An 18,115-nucleotide genomic window follows, 5' to 3' on the forward strand; every position below is an offset into this window, starting at 1 on the left:
CGTCGCCGCGCAGCTCAACCGCCGCCCACGCAAAACGCTCGGCTGGGACACCCCAGCCGAGCGCTTGGCTAAACTCCTGACCGAAGCCAGTTGATCACCCGTGTTGCAACGACCCCTCGAATCCGCCACTCCGGTGGGGAGGCCTTCGCGGCGTTCAGGACCCGGTCGGTGTGGTCGCGCAGCGACGGGCACGTCTCGATCGGGTGATCCCGGGGGCAGCGCAGGAAGTGCTCGAGGAACGTCTCGGCGATCGCGAGCTTCCGCCGCTGGTCGGCCAGCTCGGCGATCCGCTCGCGGACCGCGGCACGCCAGTCGCCATGCTCCGGGCCGCGCAGGACGGCGGCGATCTCGTCGAGGCTGAGCATCCCGGTGTCCTGCAGCATCTTCGCCGCGGCCAGCCGGTGCAGCTCGTCCGGGCCGTAGAACCGTTTGCCGCCGCGACGTTCCGCCGGGGTCACCAGGCCGCGCTCGTCCCAGTAGCGCAACGCGGACACCGCGACGCCCACCGCCGAGGCCGCTTCACCGATCGAAAGCATGCCGGGAGTTGACCTCAAGCCGGGTTGAGGTCGCAACCTGTTTAGGTGACCCTAACTTCACCGGCGACCCGCGTCGGCCTCCTCACCGCCGTCTTCCTCGGCAGCTTCATGGCCCTGCTCGACGTCAGCGTCGTGAGCGTCGCGCTGCCGACGATCCAGCGTGACCTCGACGCCGGCTTCAGCGGCCTCCAGTGGATCATCGACGGCTACGCGGTCGCGCTGTCGGCGGTGATCCTCTCCGGCGGCTCGCTCGGCGACCGCTACGGCCGCAAGCGCGTCTACCTCACCGGCGTGGCCGTGTTCACGCTCGCTTCGCTGGCCTGCGCACTGGCTCCGGCACTCGAGTGGCTGGTCGCGGCCCGGGTGGTGCAGGGGTTCGCGGCGTCGACCGTCATCCCCGGTTCCGTCGCGCTGCTCGCGCACGAATTCCCCGAGCCGCGCGAGCGGGCGAAGATGATGGGCCTGTGGGGCACGGTCGCGGGCACGGCGATGGTGCTCGGCCCGCTCGCCGGCGGCCCGCTCACCGACGCGTTCGGCTGGCCGACGATCTTCCTCGTGAACCTCCCGATCGGGGTAGGCGTGCTGGTCGCGGGCCGCCGCGTCGGCGAGTCCCGCGATCCCTCGCATGGCGCGCTCGACCTGCCCGGCCAGGTCCTCGGAGCGCTGTGGATCGGCGCGCTGACCTTCGCCGTGATCGAGGCGGGCCGCACCGGGTTCGACGCCCTCACGCTGACCACCGGCGCCCTCGGGCTCGCCGCGCTGAGCGCGTTCGTCGTGGTCGAGCTGCGGGCGGAGCACCCGATGCTGCCGATCCGGCTCTTCGGCCGCGCCCGCTTCGCCGCGGCCATCACCGGCTCGGCCGGGCTCGGCTTCGCCGCCTACCCGGCGGTCTTCCTGATCGGCCTCTACCTGCAGGAGGCCCGTGGCGCGACGGCCACCGAAGCAGGTGTCCAGATGCTGCCGTACGTGCTGGTCAACGTGCTCGCGGCGTTCTCCGCCGGGCGGCTTTCGGCCCGGCTGGGCGCGGAGCGCGTGCTGCCGGCCGGCTACCTCACGGCGGCGTTGGGCGCCTTCGCGTTCCTGCTGCTCGACGGCTCGACGCCGTACTGGCTGGTGGCCCTCACCTTCGCGCTGGCCGGCGCGGGGGTCGGGCTGTCGGTGACGCCGACGAACATCGTCGGGCTGGCCGGGTTGCCGGGCACCCGCGCCGGCATCGCCTCGGCCACCGTGAACGCGGCGCGGCAGACCGGCACCACGCTGGGCGTGGCCGCGCTCGGCACGCTCATCGCGCGGGGGACGACGTTCACCGGCGGGCTGCACCTGGCCATGGGCGTGGCCGGGCTGGTGCTGCTGGCGGTGACCGTGCTCACCGCCGTGACCCTGCGCCGGGCCGGGTGAGGGGCGGCGGACTATCCTGCCAACCGTGGAAGCCTTGTTTACGACCTTGCTGGTGCTGGCCGGCGTCGCGATCACCTGGTTCGCCGTGTACGTCGTCTACCGGCTGTACGCGGACCAGCGCTGACTCATGACCGCCAGCGGCGACGAAGCCATCGCGGCAGCGGAGGCACGCGCGGAAACCACTCGTGCGCGCAACCTCCCGCTGTGGGACGACCTGCCCATCCCCAACGACACCGCGAACCTGCGTGAGGGGCCCAACCTCCACGACGCGTGTCTCGCCCTGCTGCCGCTCGTCGGCGTGTGGCGCGGTGAGGGCGAGGTCGACTACCCGACCATCGAGGGCCCCTACAAGTACGCGCAGCAGCTGACCATCTCCCACGACGGCCGCCCGTTCCTGGTCCACGAGTCGCGGGCTTGGCTGCTGGACGAAGACGGCAACGTCATCCGCCCGGCCGCCCGCGAGTCCGGCTTCTGGCGGCCGCAGGAGGACGACACCATCGAGCTGCTGCTCACCCACAACACCGGCATCGTCGAGCTGTACTACGGCAAGCCGCGCAACCAGACCTCGTGGGAGCTCGGCACGGACGCGCTGATCCGCACGTCCACCGCGAAGGACGTCACGGCGGCCCAGCGGTTGTACGGCCTGATCGAAGGCTCCCTCGGCTACGTCGAGGAGCGCGCGATGATGGGCCAGGAGATGCAGCCGCACTCCTCGGCCCTGCTGCGCCGCGTCGTCGGCTGACGGCCGTGCGCTGGCGGCGCTGTGGCGAGGACGCCGCCCTGCTGGACTGCGATTCCCTGGACCAGATGCGGGCGGCGCACGCCACGGTGGCCGCCGCCCGCCCAGACGCCGTCGTCGACCTCGTGCCCGGCGCGCGCAGCCTGCTCGTCATCGGCGGGGTGGCCGCGGTGAAAGCCCTGCTCGACGACGCCGATCTCACGCACCCGCCGGCCGGTGAGCCGCGCGAGGTCACCCTCGACGTCCGCTACGACGGCGAGGACCTGTCCCTGATCGCATCGGACGCCGGGGTGTCCACGGACGCCGTCGTCGAGCTGCACACCGAGGCCGTGTACACGGTGGCTTTCACCGGGTTCGCGCCCGGTTTCGGCTACCTGACGGGACTTCCCGCGCCACTGCGGCAGCCGCGGCTGGAGTCGCCCCGCACGCGCGTCCCGGCCGGGTCGGTCGGGATCGCCGGTGAGTTCACCGGCGTCTACCCCCGTGCGTCGCCGGGTGGCTGGCGGCTGCTCGGCCACACGCCGGCGAAGTTGTTCGACCCGCACGCCGACCCGCCCGCGTTGTTCGCGCCGGGCGACCGCGTCCGCTTCCGGGCCGTCCGATGAGGTCGCTGGAGGTGCTCGACCCCGGGCGGCACGCGCTGGTCGAAGACCTCGGCCGGCCCGGCTACGCGCACCTCGGCGTGGCGCCCTCCGGCGCGCTCGACACGGCGTCGCTGCGGCTGGCGAACCGCCTGGTCGGCAACCCCGTGACGGCCGCGGGCGTCGAAGCCCTCCTCGGCGGGCTCTCCGTGCGGTTCACGACGTCGGCGACGATCGCGGTGACGGGCCCGGCGGTCCCGGTCGTCGTCGGCGACCGCGCCTTCGGCTCTCACGTGCCGGTGCCGGTCCGCGCCGGGCAGCCGGTGTCCGTCGGCACCCCGGCGGCCGGGTTGCGCTGCTACCTCGCGGTGTCCGGCGGGATCGCCGTCGAACCGGTGCTGGGCAGCCGCTCGCGTGACGTCCTGTCCGACATCGGACCCGAGCCGCTGGCGGTCGGGGACGTGCTCCCGCTCGGCGAGCCCGGGATCCCCGCGGGCGCCGACGTCGTCGTGCCGGTCCTGGCGCCGGGTGAGCTGGTGGTGCCGGTGACCCTCGGCCCGCGCGACGACTGGCTCGACGACCCGGCGGCCGGGCTGTCGGCGTGGTGGACGGTCACGGCCGAGTCGAACCGCGTCGGCCTGCGCCTGGACGGGACTCCGCTGCGCCGGGCCGTCGAAGGCGAACTGCCCAGCGAAGGCGTGGTGACCGGGGCGATCCAGGTGCCGCCGAGCGGGCTGCCGGTGGTGTTCCTGGCCGACCACCCGACCACCGGCGGTTACCCGGTGGCCGCCGTCGTCCGGCCCGCCGCGCTGGGCGCGCTCGCGCAGGCGCGACCGGGCACGCGAGTGCGGTTCCGGATGTCCTGAAAGTCCGCTACCGCCACGCGAGTGAGACCCGGGTCACCCGGTGCACCCGTCCGCGTGAGAGCTGGAACCATGTCGCGCCGTCACCCGTCCTGATAAGCGTGGAACAGGTGACGATCAGCGGTGGCACGGGTTTCCTCGACGTGAACACGCGCGTGCGGGCGGAGCTGCCCCAGTCCCTGCGGATCGCGCTGGCCACCGGCCAGCTGCGCCGCCCGCTGGCCGCCACCCTCGGCCCGGTGCTCGACCTGCTCGTCGACGGCGACTACGGCGTGAGCGGCCCGGAACGGCTGCCCGAAGACCAGCTGCTCACCCCGACCGACACCTGGCCGCCCGCCGACGAGGCCCGCGTCGGCTATTACCGGACAGCCATCCGCGCCGGCCACCGCCCAGTCGCGGTCGTGCTGGCCGACGGCGACCGCGAGCTGATCATCGACGGGCACCACAAGATCGCCGCCTACCGCGCCGAAGCGGTCGCGCCGGCGATCGTGCGGATCACTCAGGCGTATTCGCTCTCGTAGGCCGCCACGAGCTCGGCGTACACCGCCGAAGCGTCCGGCAGCCGCTCGCCGTCGAGGGTGTGCACGCGGGTCAGCTTGCGCACGCTCGAAGCCATGAAAACGCCTTCGCCCTCGACGAGGTCGCGGACGGTCAGCGGCTCGACCTTGGTCGCCCAGCCCGCCTTCTCGGCGCCGCGGAACACCGCGGCTTGGGTGGTGCCCGGCAGGATGCCGATGCTCGACGGCGGCGTGTAGAGCGTCCGGCCCTTCGCCAGCACCACGGTCGACGTCGGCCCTTCGAAGACCGAACCGTCGGCGGCGGTGAAAATCACATCTTCGGCGCCACGGCGGCCGGCCTCGCGCACCGCGGCCATGTTCATCGCGTACGACAACGGCTTCGCGCCGAGCAGCAGCCAGGGCGCGCGCTCGGCGAGGTCCGGCGGGAACCCGCGTTCGAGGGTGATCGCGGCGACGCCCTCCGCACGCGCCTTCAAGATCGACGGCGGCACCTCGGAACCGAGTGCGAAGCCGGTCGGCTTCGCGGCCGGGTCGCCGTCGGATCCCCTGGTGTACACCAGTTTCAGCGTCATCTCACGGCTGCCGGACCACTTTTCGAGCACCACCGAAACGACGTGTTCCCACGCGTTCAGGTCGGGCTCGGGCAGGTCCAGCATGGCCGCCGAGCGGGCCAGCCGCTCGAGGTGCGGCCGCAGCTCCCGGGGCTTGCCGTCGACGACCAGGATCGTCTCGAAGACGCCGTCGCCGCGCATCAGCCCGAGGTCGTCGACCTTGATCTGGGCGGTGTCGGGGTCGGCCGGGGTTCCGTCGAGGAAGACGAGGACGCGCATGCGGCCACGGTACTCACCTAGGCTGGGCGGTATGCCGTACCGCTCGCCGCTGCTGGACGTGCCCGGATCGATCCCTTCTCCTGACGACCACCCCGAAGCCGGTGTCCCCTGGCACTGGGGAGACCCCTTCGCCGAGCAGCGCACGGCCGCGCGCGGCGTGGTCGTGATCGACCGGTCGCACCGCGAGTTCCTCGCCGTCAGCGGCGAAGAGCGGCTTTCGTGGCTGCACCTGGTGATCTCGCAGCACGTGACCGAGCTCGCCGAAGGCTCCGGCACCGAGGCGCTGGTGCTCGACAGCCAGGGTCGCGTCGAGACGCACATGGTGCTCGCGCACCTCGACGGCACGGTGTACCTCGACTCCGACCCGGGCACGAGCGTCACCAGCGCGCTGCCCAAGGGCGGCCCGCAGACGCTGCTCGAGTACCTCGAAGCGATGAAGTTCTGGTCCAAGGTGGACATCCGCGACGCGACCGGCGAGCTGGCGCTGCTCACCGTGCTCGGCCCGGACGCCGAGCGCGTGCTGAGCGCGGTCGGCGCCGAGGTCGGCCCGGAGCCGTACGCGGTCGCGGCGCTGCCCGAGGGCGGGTTCGCCCGGCGGATGCCGTGGCCCGGCCGGTCGAGCGTCGACCTGGCGGTGCCGCGCACCGCGCTGGTGGACTGGTGGAAGCGGCTGACCGACGCGGGCGCCCGCGCGGCCGGCAGCTGGACGTTCGACGCGCTGCGCGTCGAGTCGGTGCGGCCGCGGCTGGGTGTCGACACCGACGACCGCACGATCCCGCACGAAGTGGGCTGGGTCGGCTCGGCCGCGCACGTCGCCAAGGGCTGCTACCGCGGCCAGGAGACGGTGTCGAAGGTGCACAACGTCGGCCGGCCGCCGCGCAACCTGCTCCTGCTGCACCTCGACGGCTCGCCGGAGGTCACGCCGGAAACCGGCGACCCGGTGCTGCTCGACGGCCGGACCGTCGGCCGCGTCGGCACGGTGATCCAGCACCACGAGCTGGGCCCGATCGCGTTGGCGCTGGTCAAGCGGTCGACGCCGGTGGGCGCCGAGCTGCTGACCGGCTCGGAGGACAACCTCGTGCAGGCCGCGATCGACCCGGATTCCGTTCCCTCGGAGCAGCCCGCGCCGGGGCGCGCGGCGGCGGCGCAACTTCGTGGCTGAACGAAAGCCCCTGACAGCGAGATCACGCTCAACCGGGATAAACTGCGCTGTGATCGAAGTGCGGCCCGGCGGCAGGCGGCGGATCGACCGCGTGCTCGGCCCGGGGTACCTCAGCGGCCTGGGTGAACTGCCGCTGAAGGTGCTGCGCGAGCGGCGCGACGAAGCCGCGCAGGAAGAGACCGACCTCTCCTACCTGCGCCGGTTGCTGCACGCCCGGATCGACATCGTGCGTGCCGAGCAGGCGCGGCGCAGCTCCGGCGGCGAGTCGAGCATCGTCGACCAGCTGGCCACCATCCTGGCCGACAACGCGCTGGGCCCGGCCGCCGGTTCGGGCCGCCACCAGCAGCTCGAGCCGTCCCGCGCCGGCGAGCACCGGCGCCACGCCGAGGCCCTGATCGGCGACACCGACCTCACCGACGTCGAGTCGCTCTCGGACGAGAAGCTCGCCTCCGCTTTGGACACCTACGCCCGCGAAGAGCTGTCGGTGTCGTCCTTCCGGCGCGAGGTCCAGGGCGTGATGGACGCGTTCAACGCGGAGATCGCGAAGCGCTATCAACAGGGCTCGGCCACTGTGGACGAGCTGCTGGAAAGCGAAGGCGGGCACGGCGAGTGACGAACCCCGTCCTCGCCGAAGTCGTCCGCTCCGGGTTCGTCGAAAGCGTCCACCGCGGCGCGCTGGTGGTGACCGGCCCCGACGGCGGCGTGCGCATGGCCCTCGGCGACGTGACCTCCCCGGTTTTCCCGCGCTCGTCGAACAAGCCGTTGCAGGCGGCCGGGATGCTGCGGTCCGGCCTGGGCTTCACGGGTGAGGACCTGGCGCTGGCGTGCGCGTCGCATTCGGGCGAGCCGGGGCACGTCAAGCGCGTGCTGGAGCTGCTGGAGGCGGCCGGGCTGGGCGAGGACGACCTCGCGTGCCCGCCGGACTTCCCGCTGCACGTGCCGAGCATGCGCGACGCCGCCGAGCCGCGGCGCGTGACGATGAACTGTTCGGGCAAGCACACGGCGATGCTGACGACGTGCGTCCGCGCCGGCTGGCCGACGGCGGGGTACGAGGCCCCGGACCACCCGCTGCAGCAGGCTCTGGCGGCGGTCGTTTCGGAGCTGACGGGCGAGCCGATCGCCCACACGGGAGTCGACGGCTGCGGCGCGCCGCTGTTCGCGTTCTCGCTGACCGGCCTCGCGCGGGCGTTCGGCCGGGTGACTTCCGCGGCTTCGGGTCCGCTGCTGGAGGTCGCTTCGGCGATGCGGGCGCACCCGTGGCTGGTCGCGGGCACCGGCCGCGAGGACACGGAGCTGATGTCCGCCGTGGACGGTCTGGTCGCCAAGGGCGGCGCCGAAGGAGTCCAGGCGTTCGCGCTCCCGGACGGCTTCGCGGTGGCGATCAAGGTCGACGACGGCAACAAGCGGGCGTGCGCGCCGCTGGCCGTGGCGGCGCTGCGGTACCTGGGCGTGGACGTTTCCGGTCTCGACGGGTTGGCGCGCGGCTCGGTGCTCGGCGGTGGTCACCCGGTCGGCGAAGTGCGGGTGCCGGAACTGCGCTGAGCAGGCCCCGTTTTCCACGCTACCGGTGGGCACCGACAGTTCCGGGGCTTCGGCGCGGCTAGTTCGAGCGTTCGCGGGCGGCCAGGTCGCCCCAGAACTCGCGCAGGTCGCCGAACAGCTCCGCCAGCTCCTCGACGTTGCCCGAGCGCAGGGCGTCCAGGATGTCGTGCACCTCGTCCGCGGTGTTGTCGGACTCCAGGATCGGGTCCGCGAACAACTGCACCAGGCCGCCGTAGTCGAGCTCGATCACCGAGTCGTCGTGGAAGCTGTCCAGCCAGCGGCGCGTCTCGTACAGCACGCGGCCCGGCCCGGAGTCGCCGAACGTCTGCTCCAGCAGCTCGCCCGCTTCGCGCGCCCGGTGCTGCGCGTTCGCCAGCGACGTGCGCCAGGACACCTCGCGCTTCGGGTCGTCGCGGCCGCTGCCGAGCACCAGCCGGCGCTCGTTCGGGTCGATCAGCACGAACCACGGCAGCGGGACGGTCCAGCTCGTCGACAGCGTGTGCGCCGCCGACGCGGTCAGGTCGCCCATCGCCGACTTCGTCCGCGCGCGGATCGTCTCCTGCGTGAAGCCGCTTTCGTCGAGGACGACGTTCTTCAGCGCCGGATGGGCGTCCCCCAGGAAGGTGACCAGCGCGGCAGCCGACCGTGCCCGCAGTTCGAGCGGGCAGACCAGCGGGCCGCTCGCGCCCTTGCCGTCGGGGACGTCCGCGGGGTCGAGCACCAGGACGTCGGTCAGCAGGCTCGGTGCGGCACGGCCGTTCGCCAGCTCGGCGGGCAGCAACCGCCGCGGCGCGGCGACCTGTGACTTGAGCCACATGGCCTGCTCGCGCGCGCCCGCGTCCGTCCGCCGCAGCCTGGCCGCCGCGACGGCGGCGCGCAGCCGGTCGTCCGGCGGGTCGCCCAGGGCGTGCAGGGGTTCGTACACCCGCAAGTAGGCCACGAAGGGACGGAGCACGAGTAGATCGTGGCACGCCTACCTGCGCCGATCGCCACCGACCGGCCGGTAACCGGTGTCCGGCGGACACTGTCACCACCGGCACACCGTGCCACGTCGCATCGAACCCCCCGGACACGGTACGGTGTGAGCAGGAAAGAATTGTCGAGACGATGCGGGGCCGCCGATTCCCCCGGCCGCCCCGCCCCTGTGCGAGGGGGTCGAGCCATGGGGCGCGGCCGGGCTAAGGCCAAGCAGACGAAGGTGGCGCGCGAGCTCAAGTACAGCTCGCACGAGACCGACTTCGATGCTTTGCAGCGCGAGCTGTCGAGTGGTTCCTCTAACAGTCATTACGAGGAGCCCGATAGCGATGATCAAGACCCGTACGACGACGGGTACGACGAGTACCGTCGTTGAGCACGCGTAACCGCGCGAGGGCATAGCCGGACACACCCGGCGACCGCCCTCGCGCGCTGTGTGCTGCCGTAAAAAGTACGGGCTGCGAAGCGATGAAGGAGTTGAGCCGGTGGTAAGTCGGGTTGGAGTCGTCGGAGCGGGCCTGATGGGGTCCGGCATCGCCGAGGTGCACGCCCGGTCCGGGTTGGACGTCGTGGTCACCGAGGTGAACCAGCCGGCGCTCGACGCGGGTCAGGCCCGCATCGAGAAGTCGCTGCAGCGCGGCGTCAAGAACGGCAAGCTCTCGCCCGAGGACGCCGAAGCGGCCCGCAGCCGGCTCCGGTTCACCACGGACATCGCCGAGTTCGCCGACCGCGAACTGGTCATCGAGGCGATCCTCGAGCAGGAGCAGGCGAAGGTCGACGTCTTCCGCCAGCTCGACAAGATCGTCGAGGCCGAGGACGCGCTGTTCGCGTCCAACACGTCGTCGATCCCGATCATGAAGCTGGGCATGGCGACGAGCCGGCCGCAGCAGGTGGTCGGCATCCACTTCTTCAACCCCGTGCCGGTGCTGCCGCTGGTGGAGCTGGTGCCCTCGCTGCTGACGAGCGAGGAGACGGCCCGCCGCGCGGAAGAGCACGCGACGACGGCGCTGGGCAAGACCGTGATCCGCTCGCAGGACCGCGCCGGGTTCATCGTGAACTCGCTGCTGGTGCCGTACCTGCTTTCGGCGATCCGCATGATCGAGTCGGGCTTCGCTTCGGCCGAGGACATCGACCGCGGCATGGAGCTGGGCACCGCCCACCCGATGGGGCCGCTGCGCCTGTCCGACCTGATCGGCCTGGACACGATCAAGGCCATCGCGGACTCGATGTACGCGGAGTTCAAGGAGCCGCTGTACTCGTCGCCGCCGTTGCTGCTGCGCATGGTGGACGCGGGCCTGCTCGGCAAGAAGACGGGCCGCGGCTTCTACTCCTACAGCTGATCCACTTTCGTTGCGCCCGGCCGGCAACTTTGTCGGCTGGGCAGCGACGTGCCGGCTTGGTTCAGTGTCGGGTATGCCCGAACTGACTCGCCGCACCGCGCTTTTCGCCGTACCTGCCGCCGGCCTCGGCGTAACCGCTGCCGCTTCGGCACCGGCCTCGGCTTCCGCTGCCGGCTTCGGCGCATCCGCCTCGTCGGCCGCGGCTTCCGGCGCCGGCTTCGGCGCACCAGCGTCGGCCGCGGCTTCCGGCGGAAGCCGCCGCGCACCCGCTGCGGCTTCAGCGTCGGCCTCCGGCGCCCCGGCGTCGACCGCGGTCTCCCCTGCCGACCCCGGCGCTCACACCGCGTCGTCCTCGCGCGTGACCACCTTCGTTTTCGCCGCCGGCGCCAACGGTGTCTCGGCCGCGCCGAACGAGCTGGTCCTGCGCGGTCACCGCGGCGTCGGCGTCGACCAGCCCGGTCAGCAGTTCCGCCGCTCCTACCAGGCGCCCCAGGACCTGGCGGCGTTCGCGACGGAACCGTCGGCGCTGGCCGGCGTCACGGTCGCCGACCAGGTGGCGGCGACCGTCGAGGTGGTCCGCCGCGCGGCGGCGCACGGCCCGGTGGTGCTGGTCGGCGCCAGTATCGGCGGCGCGATGATCAGCCTGGTCGCGGACGCGGTGCCGCACCTGGTGGACCTCCTCGTCTACGACACGGCGTTCTGCTGCGTCGACCTGGCCACGCCGGACGAGTACATGGCCACCCCGGAAGCGGCCGGCACCCGGATCGGTGACCTGCTGGGGTTCGCCGCGGCGGACCCGTCGGTGATCGGCGCGGTCCGGTTCAACTGGCGGTCGGCGGACCCGGCCCTGCTCGCGGCGGCGAAGGCGGCGTTCCTGGCCGAGGGCACGGACGCCGAGTTCTTCGCGTTCCTGAACGCGATGGCCCCGGACGACCTCCTCGGCAAGGGCGCGACCCCGGCCCGCGGCGCCCGCGCCCGGTGGGGCCGGGTGCCGCGGGTGTACGTCCGGCACCTGCGGGACCGGATCATTCCCCTGGCACTGCAGGACCGGATGATCCGCGAGGCCGACGCGGCCACGCCGCACAACCGGTTCCGGGTGTTCGACCTGGACACGAGCCATGTCCCGGACGCGGCTCACCTCGCGGAGCTGGTCAGGCTCTACGACGCCTTGGCCTGATCGAACTCGACGGGCGCGTCGAAGGCGGCCCGCCGCGCGGCCCGGCGCAGCACACCCAGGACGGCGGGCCCGAGCACGACGATCGCGACGGCGTTGGTGATGGCGCGGCCGGTGTCCCAGCCGAGGGTCGAGGTCAGGACGGTGTAGACGGCGAACCGGCGCAGGTTGTCGACCAGCGGCGCGCCGGGCACGAAGCCGAGGTCGCCGCTGGTGCCGGCCAGGAACGGCCACGACCACAGGCTCATCAGCAGCCCGAAGAAGTAGGCGGCGAAGACGCCGTACGCGACGAGCAGCGCGATTTCGGCTTTGCCACGCGGTTTCCGCGGCAGCAGCCCGGCCCCGAGCCCGATGAGCGAGGACGCGAGCATCTGGAACGGCAGCCACGGCCCGACCCCGGCGGTGAGCAGCGCGGAGGTGAACAACGACGTCGAGCCGAGCACGAACCCGAACCCGGGCCCGAACACCCGCCCGGCGAGCACGAGCAGGAAGAACACCAGCTCGATGCCACCGGTCCCGGCCCCGAGCGGCCGCAGTCCGGCGTTCACCGCGGAGAGGACGCCGAGCAGCGCGAGCGCCTTGGCATCGATGCCACCCCGGGACAGCTCGGCGAGGACGACGAGGATCAGCACGGGCAGCGTCGCCATGAAGACGAAGGGGGCATCGGTGGTGTGCGCGGAGGAGCCGGGCTGCGGGTGCGCGAACAGCGGCCAGCAGAACATGGCGAGGCCGAGGACGGTGGCGGTGCCGAGGACCAGCGCGGGCCGGACGGGGAGGTGGATGGCGCGGGGTGGCGGGCCGAGGAAGTCGGTCATGCCCGGACCGCCGTGGTTCGGGGCGCGGGCCTACGCGGGGTAGCCGCGCCGGGGCGCTCCGCGGCCCCGCGTGGGGCCCCGGCGCGGGCCGCGCCACGCCGCGAGCCACCGGCTCGGCACCGAGCATCACGCCGCCGCACGACGGCTCCGGCCACGGCAGCACCGCCGCGCGCGCCAAGGCGCCCGGCGCCGCCGAGAAAGACCACGCCACGCCACAAGCCACCGCCGCGGCTCGGAGCATCACGCCATCGCGCCACGCGCCCGGCACCGCCGAGAAAAACCGCGCCACGCCGTGAGCCACCGGCTCGGCACCGAGCATCACGCCGCCACACGACGACCACGTCCACTCGCCCGGCGCCGCCGCCGCACCGAGCAGCACGCCACCGCGCCGCCGCTCCGGCCCCGTGCCCGGACGCCACCCAGCACGCGCCCGCCACCGCGATCGCCACCCTCATGCCAGGGCTTCCGCGACTTCGTCCACCGTCAGCCACTTCTCCGGCGCCAGGATCTTCGCCACCTGGGGCGCGAACGCCGGGGACGCGACGACCACCTCCTTCGTCGGGCCGTCCGCCACCACCTCGCCTTCCGCCAGCACCACCACGCGGTCGGCCACCGTGGCCACGAACTCCACGTCGTGGGTGGCCAGCACTATCGCGTGGTCCTGCGAGGCCAGCTCTCGCAGGATCGACGCGAAGCGCCGTTTCGCGTGGTAGTCCAAGCCGCGCGTCGGCTCGTCCAGGAGTACCACCGGTGGGGCCGATGCCAGCTGGATCGCCAGCACCAGCGCCAGCCGCTGGCCTTCCGAGAGGTCGCCGGGGTGCGCTTCACCGGCTATTCCCGGGGCCAGCCGGTCCAGCAGCTCCCGGGCCGTTCCCGCCGGCACCTCGGACTCCGTGTCGGCCTGGGCGCACTCGGCGTCCACCGAATCGAGGTACAGCAGGTCGGCCGGGGTCTGGGGGACCAGGCCCACGCGCTGACGGGCCACTCGTGGCTTGAGCGACGCCGGGTCCGCGCCACCGACGTCGACCTTCCCCGTCGACCTCGGGCCGCTGCCCTGCACCGCCCAGAGAAGCGACGACTTGCCGGAGCCGTTGCGTCCCATCAGCGCGACCACCTCTCCCGGACCGACGCGCAGGTCCACCCCGCGCACCGCCAGGACATCTCCGTAGCGGACCACCACCCCTCTCACATCCAGTGCCGAACCGGTCACCGAGAGAGTACGACCCACCACCGACAATTTCTGAAGCTGCGATCGCAAGGGCCCCGCGACCCGCCGCGCGTCCCGCACCGACAACGGCAGCGGCGACCAGCCCGCAAGCCTCCCCAGCTCGGCGATCGGCGGGGCGATCGACGACGTCGCCAGGATCTCGGCGGGCGGCCCGGACCGCACCGAACCGTCACCCGGCAGGTACAGCAGCCGGTCCGCGTACTGCGCCACCCGCTCCATCCGGTGCTCCGCCACGACGACCGTCGTCCCGAGGTCGTGCACCAGCCGGGTGATCGCCGCGAGCACGTCCTCGGCCGCCGTCGGGTCCAGCGCCGACGTCGGCTCGTCGAGCACGACCACCGAAGGGTGCGCCGTCAGCACCGAACCGATCGCGACGCGCTGCTGCTGCCCACCCGACAACGTCCGAAGTGGACGGTCGCGCAGCTCCGCGATCCCCAGCAGGTCAAGGGTTTCCTCGACGCGCTTGCGCATGACGTCCGGCGCCACGGCGAGCTGCTCCATCGCGTACGCGAGCTCCTCCTCGACGGTGTCGGTCACGAACCCGGACAGCGGGTCCTGCCCGACGACCCCGACGACCGAAGCCAGCTCGCGCGGCGGGTACCGGGCCGTGTCCAGGCCGTTCACCAGCACCCGCCCCGAAAGCCGCCCGCCGGTGAAGTGCGGGACGAGCCCGTTGAGCGCGCCGAGGAAGGTCGACTTGCCGGCTCCGGTCGGCCCGGCGACCAGGCACAGCTCGCCCTCCTCGACCCGCAGCGAGACGTCGGACAGCACCGGCGCCGGAGCGTCCGGGTAGGTCACCGTGACCCGCGAGAACTCGATCACCGGACCACCGCCGGCGGCGGGGGCGCGACGAACGCCGGCAGCGCCGCGACGAGCAGGGACAACACGTGCACCAGGGAGACCTCCGGCCACCGCAACGGGCTCAACGACGGGTAGAGGTTCCCCGGATCGACCCGCGCCGAAAAGAACAACGACACGCACGCGCCGACCCCGGCGAGCACGACGACCGTCTCCGGCCACCGCCACGGGTCCGGCCGGTACGCCGTCCGCCGCACGCGCCGCCCGCCGAGGACGAACCCCACGACCGCCACCACCAGGCCCACGACCAGCAGCGGCACGCCGAGCCACGACGACGTCCCGTCGAGCACGCCGTAGACGCCGACGCACACCCCGACCAGCCCGGCCAGGACGCAGGCCGCGATCAGCACGCGCAGGCCGGAGCCCAGGTAGGCCCGGCGGCCGTAGCCCCGGGAGTCCATCGCGGCCGCGAGCCGCAGCGATCGGTCCATCGCGTCCTCCAGCACCGGCACCACGATGCCCTTGACCGCCCGCAGCCCGCGAGTCCGCCCCGCTCGCAGCCGCCGGGCCCGCCGCACACGCTGCACGCTCTCGACGAGCTGAGGCGCCACCGTCAGCGCCACCGTGACCGCCGTGCCGACCTCGTACAGCGCCCCCGGCACCGCCTTGAGCAGGCGTTTCGGGTTGGCCAACGCGTTCGCCGCGCCGACGCAGACCACCATCGTCGCCAGCCGCAGGCCGTCGTAGAACCCGCCGAGCAACGCTTCCGCCGACGTCGGCCCGAGCAGCGTCAACCCGGCGGCCAGCGGGATCCGCGGCAGCGTGAACAGCACGTGCCCGCTGTCCTCGCCGCCGACCAGGATCCGGAACAGCACGCGTGACGCGACGATCAGCGCGCCGACGTAGGCGTAGAGCCGGAACGCCAGCGCCCAGGGCGCGTCACTCCGCCGGTTCGCGACGACCAGCCCGGCGACGGCGATGATCACGCCGAGCAGCAGCGGGTTCGTCGTCCGGCTCGCGGCGATGGCCAGCGCGAGCGCCCACACCCACCAGGCGCCGGGGTGCAGTGCCCTACTGCGCACGCCGGCGACGGGCCACGACGATCCCGGCGCCGCCGACCAGCACGATCACGACGGCTCCGATGACCAGCCCCCAGGGGAACGAGCTGCCTTCGCTCGCCGGTGCGGGCGCCGGGGCGGCGGCCTGACGCACCGGCGCGACGCGAGGCGGCGCCGGCAGGTCGTTCGCCGACTTCGGCCGCGCGAACGCCCAGCCCTCGAAGCTGTTCGGTGCCGGCTTCGCCGTCTGGGCGCCCTCCTGGCTCGACTGCCAGGTCCCGCCCGCCGTGGCGTGCCAGTAGCTCCAGTACGCCGTCGCCGACGGCATGCCGGCGCACGACTCGACGTCGGGGCCGGGCTTGCCGTTGATCCGGCAGGCCACGGCCAGGCCGTACTTCTGCGAGCCGGCGAGCTCGAACCCGGCGTCCTGCAGCGCCGCGACGCCGTTCGCGGGCGTGCCGGCCGCGCAGCGGATCAGGGGCGCGGGGCCCAGGTCACCGAAGTCGACGACCACCGTGACGCCGGCGCCGTCGGCGCAGGACCCGTCCGCGCCGGTCGCCGAGGCGGGCGCGGCGCCCGCGAAGGAGGCTCCCAGCAGCAAGACGCAGACGGCGGACAAGCGGGCGAAACGTGCGGCGATCATGCGAGAACCTTAACCAGCCGTGGACGCGGTTCCGGCGCGACGAGCACCACACCTAGACTGCGGCTCGTGGGACAGCTCATCGCGGACGGACAGCTGCGCGTCGGCCTGATCGGCGCCGGCCCGTGGGCGTCGACCATCCACGCGCCCGGACTGGCGGATCACCCCGGCACCGCGCTGACCGCGGTCTGGGCCCGTCGCCCGGAAGCGGCGCAAACGCTTGCGGAGACGCACTGCGCGGCCACCGCGAGCAGCGTCGAGGAGCTGTTCGAGCAGGTCGACGCGGTCGCGTTCGCGGTGCCGCCGTCGATCCAGGCCGAGCTGGCCGTGCGCGCGGCCGAGGCCGGGAAGCACCTGATCCTCGAGAAGCCGATCGCCGCCGACCTGGCCGGCGCGCGGCGGCTGGCCGACGCCGTCGCGGCCGCCGACGTCGCCGCGCTCGTCGTGCTGACCCTGCGGTACGCCGCGCAGACGCAGGAGTGGCTCGCCGGGCTCGCCCAGGCGGGTGGCTGGGCGGGCGGTGGCGCGCGCTGGCTGTCCGGTGCCCTGCTCGGCGGCCAGTACGCCGCTTCGGAGTGGCGCCAGGGCGACGGCGGCGCGTTGTTCGACATCGGCCCGCACGCGCTCGACCTGCTGGACGCCGCCCTCGGGCCGGTCACCGAGGTCGTCGCGGCCCGGCGGAGCCCCGGTGACCTCTGGCACCTGATGCTGGCGCACGAGAACGGCGTGGTCAGCACCGCGACACTGGCGCTGCGGCTGCCGGTGCAGCCGACCGTCGTCGAGGTCGCCGTCTGGGGCGAGCACGGGTACCGGACGCTCGGGCGCAAACCGGGCTCCGCGCAGGAGTCCTACACCGCGCTCCTGGACGACTTCGCGGCGATGATCGCCAGCGGCACCACGGCCCACCCGTGTGACGTCCGGCGCGGCCTGCACCTGCAGAACCTCCTCGAGCAGGCCCGGAACCTGGCCGAGTAGTACACAGGCCGGCTTCGCCGATTCACGTTGTGAAGTAAGGCTTCTTCACGAGCTCCGCGAATTCATCCACAGGGTTGTCCACAGCATCCACAGTGGACAGTGCGCCTCGCGACCGAACCACGGAAACACCAACGCCGCCACCGGAAAGATCACCGAATAGTGCGGCCCGCTCGGACTGCCGAGTCGATCTTGTGGTGCGAAGGTGAAATCGAGTGGAGGGGTTCCGAGAGAGGACGCGCATGGAAGCGCTGCTTCGCGCCTTCTGGGGGATGATTCCGATTTCGGCGATCGCGCTGCCGTACGCGCTGCTGGGGTGGCCACTGCTCGCCGCCCGGCGGCGGCGGAGACTCCCGGCCCGCTTCGCGGCCGGGACGGCCGGCGTCGACTGCGCCGCCGCGTTCCTGGCTTTTCTCGTGTTTTGCCTGGTCATCATGCCGGTCGACAGCGCGTCCGACAGCACCCTCGATCTCGTTCCCGGCTCCGACATCACCGCCGCGTTCGCCGACGACGGTTCACTCTGGCAGGTGATCGGCAACGTCCTGCTGCTCTGCCCGCTCGGCGCCCTGCTGCCGCTGCGGGCGCGCCGGCTCCGCACGCTCCTGCGGGTGGCGCTGGCCGCGTTGCTCGCCTCGGTACTGGTGGAAGGTACGCAATATCTCATCCACTGCGGCCGGGTCACCTCGGCCGACGACGTCCTGCTGAACACCGCGGGCGCGACGCTCGGCGCGGCGTTGAGCCGTCGCGGGTGGCTCGCCCTGGACCCGCCACCGCCGGTGGCCATCCCGGCGCAACGGCGGCGGATCTGCGAGTCGCCCACGCTCCGGCTGCGCGTCCCGCGCTCGGTCTGGGACCAGCGCTACGCGGCCGTCGCGCACCCGGAACGCCAGTAATCCGGTTGCGGGCCGTGCCACGATGAGCGCGAGGACAGCCCCTTCGAGTCAAG

Annotated in this window: 20 protein-coding genes; 13 read left to right on the top strand and 7 right to left on the bottom strand. The window is 72.9% G+C overall.

What is annotated here, in order from left to right; translation table 11 throughout:
* Positions 1 to 68: 68 nt before the first annotated feature.
* Positions 69 to 536, bottom strand: coding sequence for a MerR family transcriptional regulator (locus M8542_RS29170; protein ID WP_257923474.1), 468 nt, complete (start codon positions 534 to 536; stop codon positions 69 to 71).
* A gap of 45 nt (positions 537 to 581) precedes the next feature.
* Between M8542_RS29170 and M8542_RS29175 the strand changes: the two genes are divergently transcribed.
* From M8542_RS29175 to M8542_RS29195, 5 genes are all read left to right on the top strand, one after another.
* Positions 582 to 1,934, top strand: a complete 1,353-nt coding sequence (locus tag M8542_RS29175; RefSeq protein WP_257923475.1) for a DHA2 family efflux MFS transporter permease subunit — start codon at positions 582 to 584, stop codon at positions 1,932 to 1,934.
* A 127-nt stretch (positions 1,935 to 2,061) separates the two neighbouring features.
* On the top strand, positions 2,062 to 2,676 hold the full coding sequence (locus M8542_RS29180; RefSeq protein ID WP_257923476.1) for a heme-binding beta-barrel domain-containing protein: 615 nt from the start codon (positions 2,062 to 2,064) through the stop codon (positions 2,674 to 2,676).
* 5 nt (positions 2,677 to 2,681) lie between these two features.
* Positions 2,682 to 3,278, top strand: a complete 597-nt coding sequence (locus M8542_RS29185; RefSeq protein WP_257923477.1) for a 5-oxoprolinase subunit B family protein — start codon at positions 2,682 to 2,684, stop codon at positions 3,276 to 3,278.
* A complete protein-coding gene (locus M8542_RS29190) occupies positions 3,275 to 4,120 on the top strand; it encodes a 5-oxoprolinase subunit C family protein (RefSeq protein WP_257923478.1) in 846 nt (281 codons plus the stop codon). Before M8542_RS29185 ends, M8542_RS29190 begins: the two co-directional genes overlap by 4 nt.
* A 98-nt stretch (positions 4,121 to 4,218) precedes the next feature.
* Positions 4,219 to 4,638 (top strand): hypothetical protein, encoded by a 420-nt coding sequence (locus M8542_RS29195; protein ID WP_257923479.1) that lies wholly within the window; start codon positions 4,219 to 4,221, stop codon positions 4,636 to 4,638.
* Here the strand turns inward: M8542_RS29195 and M8542_RS29200 are convergent.
* Positions 4,617 to 5,465 (bottom strand): aminodeoxychorismate lyase, encoded by an 849-nt coding sequence (locus M8542_RS29200; protein WP_257923480.1) that lies wholly within the window; start codon positions 5,463 to 5,465, stop codon positions 4,617 to 4,619. The two genes, M8542_RS29195 and M8542_RS29200, sit on opposite strands and share 22 nt — an antisense overlap.
* Before the next feature lie 31 nt (positions 5,466 to 5,496).
* Here M8542_RS29200 and ygfZ point away from each other — a divergent pair, with 31 nt between their 5' ends.
* Genes ygfZ through M8542_RS29215 form a run of 3 tightly spaced genes read left to right on the top strand, consistent with a single transcriptional unit; the run spans position 5,497 to position 8,169 of the window.
* Positions 5,497 to 6,627, top strand: coding sequence for a CAF17-like 4Fe-4S cluster assembly/insertion protein YgfZ (gene ygfZ, locus M8542_RS29205; protein ID WP_257923481.1), 1,131 nt, complete (start codon positions 5,497 to 5,499; stop codon positions 6,625 to 6,627).
* 49 nt (positions 6,628 to 6,676) lie between these two features.
* Complete coding sequence (locus M8542_RS29210) at positions 6,677 to 7,240, top strand: RsiG family protein (protein ID WP_257923482.1); 564 nt, start codon at positions 6,677 to 6,679, stop codon at positions 7,238 to 7,240.
* The gene (locus tag M8542_RS29215; protein ID WP_257923483.1) at positions 7,237 to 8,169 is read left to right on the top strand and encodes an asparaginase; all 933 of its coding nucleotides are present in this window, start codon (positions 7,237 to 7,239) and stop codon (positions 8,167 to 8,169) included. The genes M8542_RS29210 and M8542_RS29215 overlap by 4 nt, the downstream gene beginning before the upstream one ends.
* A 58-nt stretch (positions 8,170 to 8,227) precedes the next feature.
* Here the strand turns inward: M8542_RS29215 and M8542_RS29220 are convergent, their stop codons facing one another.
* A complete protein-coding gene (locus tag M8542_RS29220; RefSeq protein ID WP_257923484.1) occupies positions 8,228 to 9,124 on the bottom strand; it encodes a DUF8083 family protein in 897 nt (298 codons plus the stop codon).
* 207 nt (positions 9,125 to 9,331) lie between these two features.
* Between M8542_RS29220 and M8542_RS29225 the strand changes: the two genes are divergently transcribed.
* The 3 genes from M8542_RS29225 (at position 9,332) to M8542_RS29235 (ending at position 11,661) form a co-directional block, all read left to right on the top strand.
* Positions 9,332 to 9,520, top strand: coding sequence for a DUF3073 domain-containing protein (locus M8542_RS29225; RefSeq protein ID WP_257923485.1), 189 nt, complete (start codon positions 9,332 to 9,334; stop codon positions 9,518 to 9,520).
* A 109-nt stretch (positions 9,521 to 9,629) separates the two neighbouring features.
* Positions 9,630 to 10,484: a 3-hydroxybutyryl-CoA dehydrogenase gene (locus M8542_RS29230; RefSeq protein ID WP_308210299.1), complete on the top strand. Its 855-nt coding sequence runs from the start codon at positions 9,630 to 9,632 to the stop codon at positions 10,482 to 10,484.
* Between the two features lie 358 nt (positions 10,485 to 10,842).
* On the top strand, positions 10,843 to 11,661 hold the full coding sequence (locus M8542_RS29235) for an alpha/beta fold hydrolase (RefSeq protein ID WP_257923486.1): 819 nt from the start codon (positions 10,843 to 10,845) through the stop codon (positions 11,659 to 11,661).
* Here M8542_RS29235 and M8542_RS29240 read toward each other — a convergent pair.
* From M8542_RS29240 to M8542_RS29255, 4 genes are all read right to left on the bottom strand, one after another.
* The gene (locus M8542_RS29240) at positions 11,643 to 12,473 is read right to left on the bottom strand and encodes an ECF transporter S component family protein (RefSeq protein WP_257923487.1); all 831 of its coding nucleotides are present in this window, start codon (positions 12,471 to 12,473) and stop codon (positions 11,643 to 11,645) included. The genes M8542_RS29235 and M8542_RS29240 overlap by 19 nt on opposite strands.
* Positions 12,474 to 12,924: 451 nt before the next feature.
* On the bottom strand, positions 12,925 to 14,523 hold the full coding sequence (locus tag M8542_RS29245) for an ABC transporter ATP-binding protein (protein ID WP_257923488.1): 1,599 nt from the start codon (positions 14,521 to 14,523) through the stop codon (positions 12,925 to 12,927).
* Positions 14,520 to 15,581 carry a CbiQ family ECF transporter T component gene (locus tag M8542_RS29250; protein WP_257923489.1) on the bottom strand — a complete coding sequence of 354 codons (1,062 nt, stop codon included), beginning with the start codon at positions 15,579 to 15,581 and terminating at the stop codon, positions 14,520 to 14,522. Before M8542_RS29250 ends, M8542_RS29245 begins: the two co-directional genes overlap by 4 nt.
* The gene (locus M8542_RS29255; protein WP_257923490.1) at positions 15,571 to 16,200 is read right to left on the bottom strand and encodes an SCO2322-related protein; all 630 of its coding nucleotides are present in this window, start codon (positions 16,198 to 16,200) and stop codon (positions 15,571 to 15,573) included. The genes M8542_RS29250 and M8542_RS29255 overlap by 11 nt, the downstream gene beginning before the upstream one ends.
* Positions 16,201 to 16,266: 66 nt before the next feature.
* Between M8542_RS29255 and M8542_RS29260 the strand changes: the two genes are divergently transcribed.
* Both M8542_RS29260 and M8542_RS29265 read left to right on the top strand, forming a co-directional pair.
* On the top strand, positions 16,267 to 17,172 hold the full coding sequence (locus tag M8542_RS29260) for a Gfo/Idh/MocA family protein (RefSeq protein WP_257923491.1): 906 nt from the start codon (positions 16,267 to 16,269) through the stop codon (positions 17,170 to 17,172).
* A gap of 239 nt (positions 17,173 to 17,411) precedes the next feature.
* Positions 17,412 to 18,062, top strand: coding sequence for a VanZ family protein (locus M8542_RS29265; protein ID WP_257923492.1), 651 nt, complete (start codon positions 17,412 to 17,414; stop codon positions 18,060 to 18,062).
* Positions 18,063 to 18,115: the final 53 nt, after the last annotated feature.

This window comes from Amycolatopsis iheyensis (assembly GCF_024703995.1).
Classification (GTDB): Bacteria; Actinomycetota; Actinomycetes; order Mycobacteriales; family Pseudonocardiaceae; genus Amycolatopsis; species Amycolatopsis iheyensis.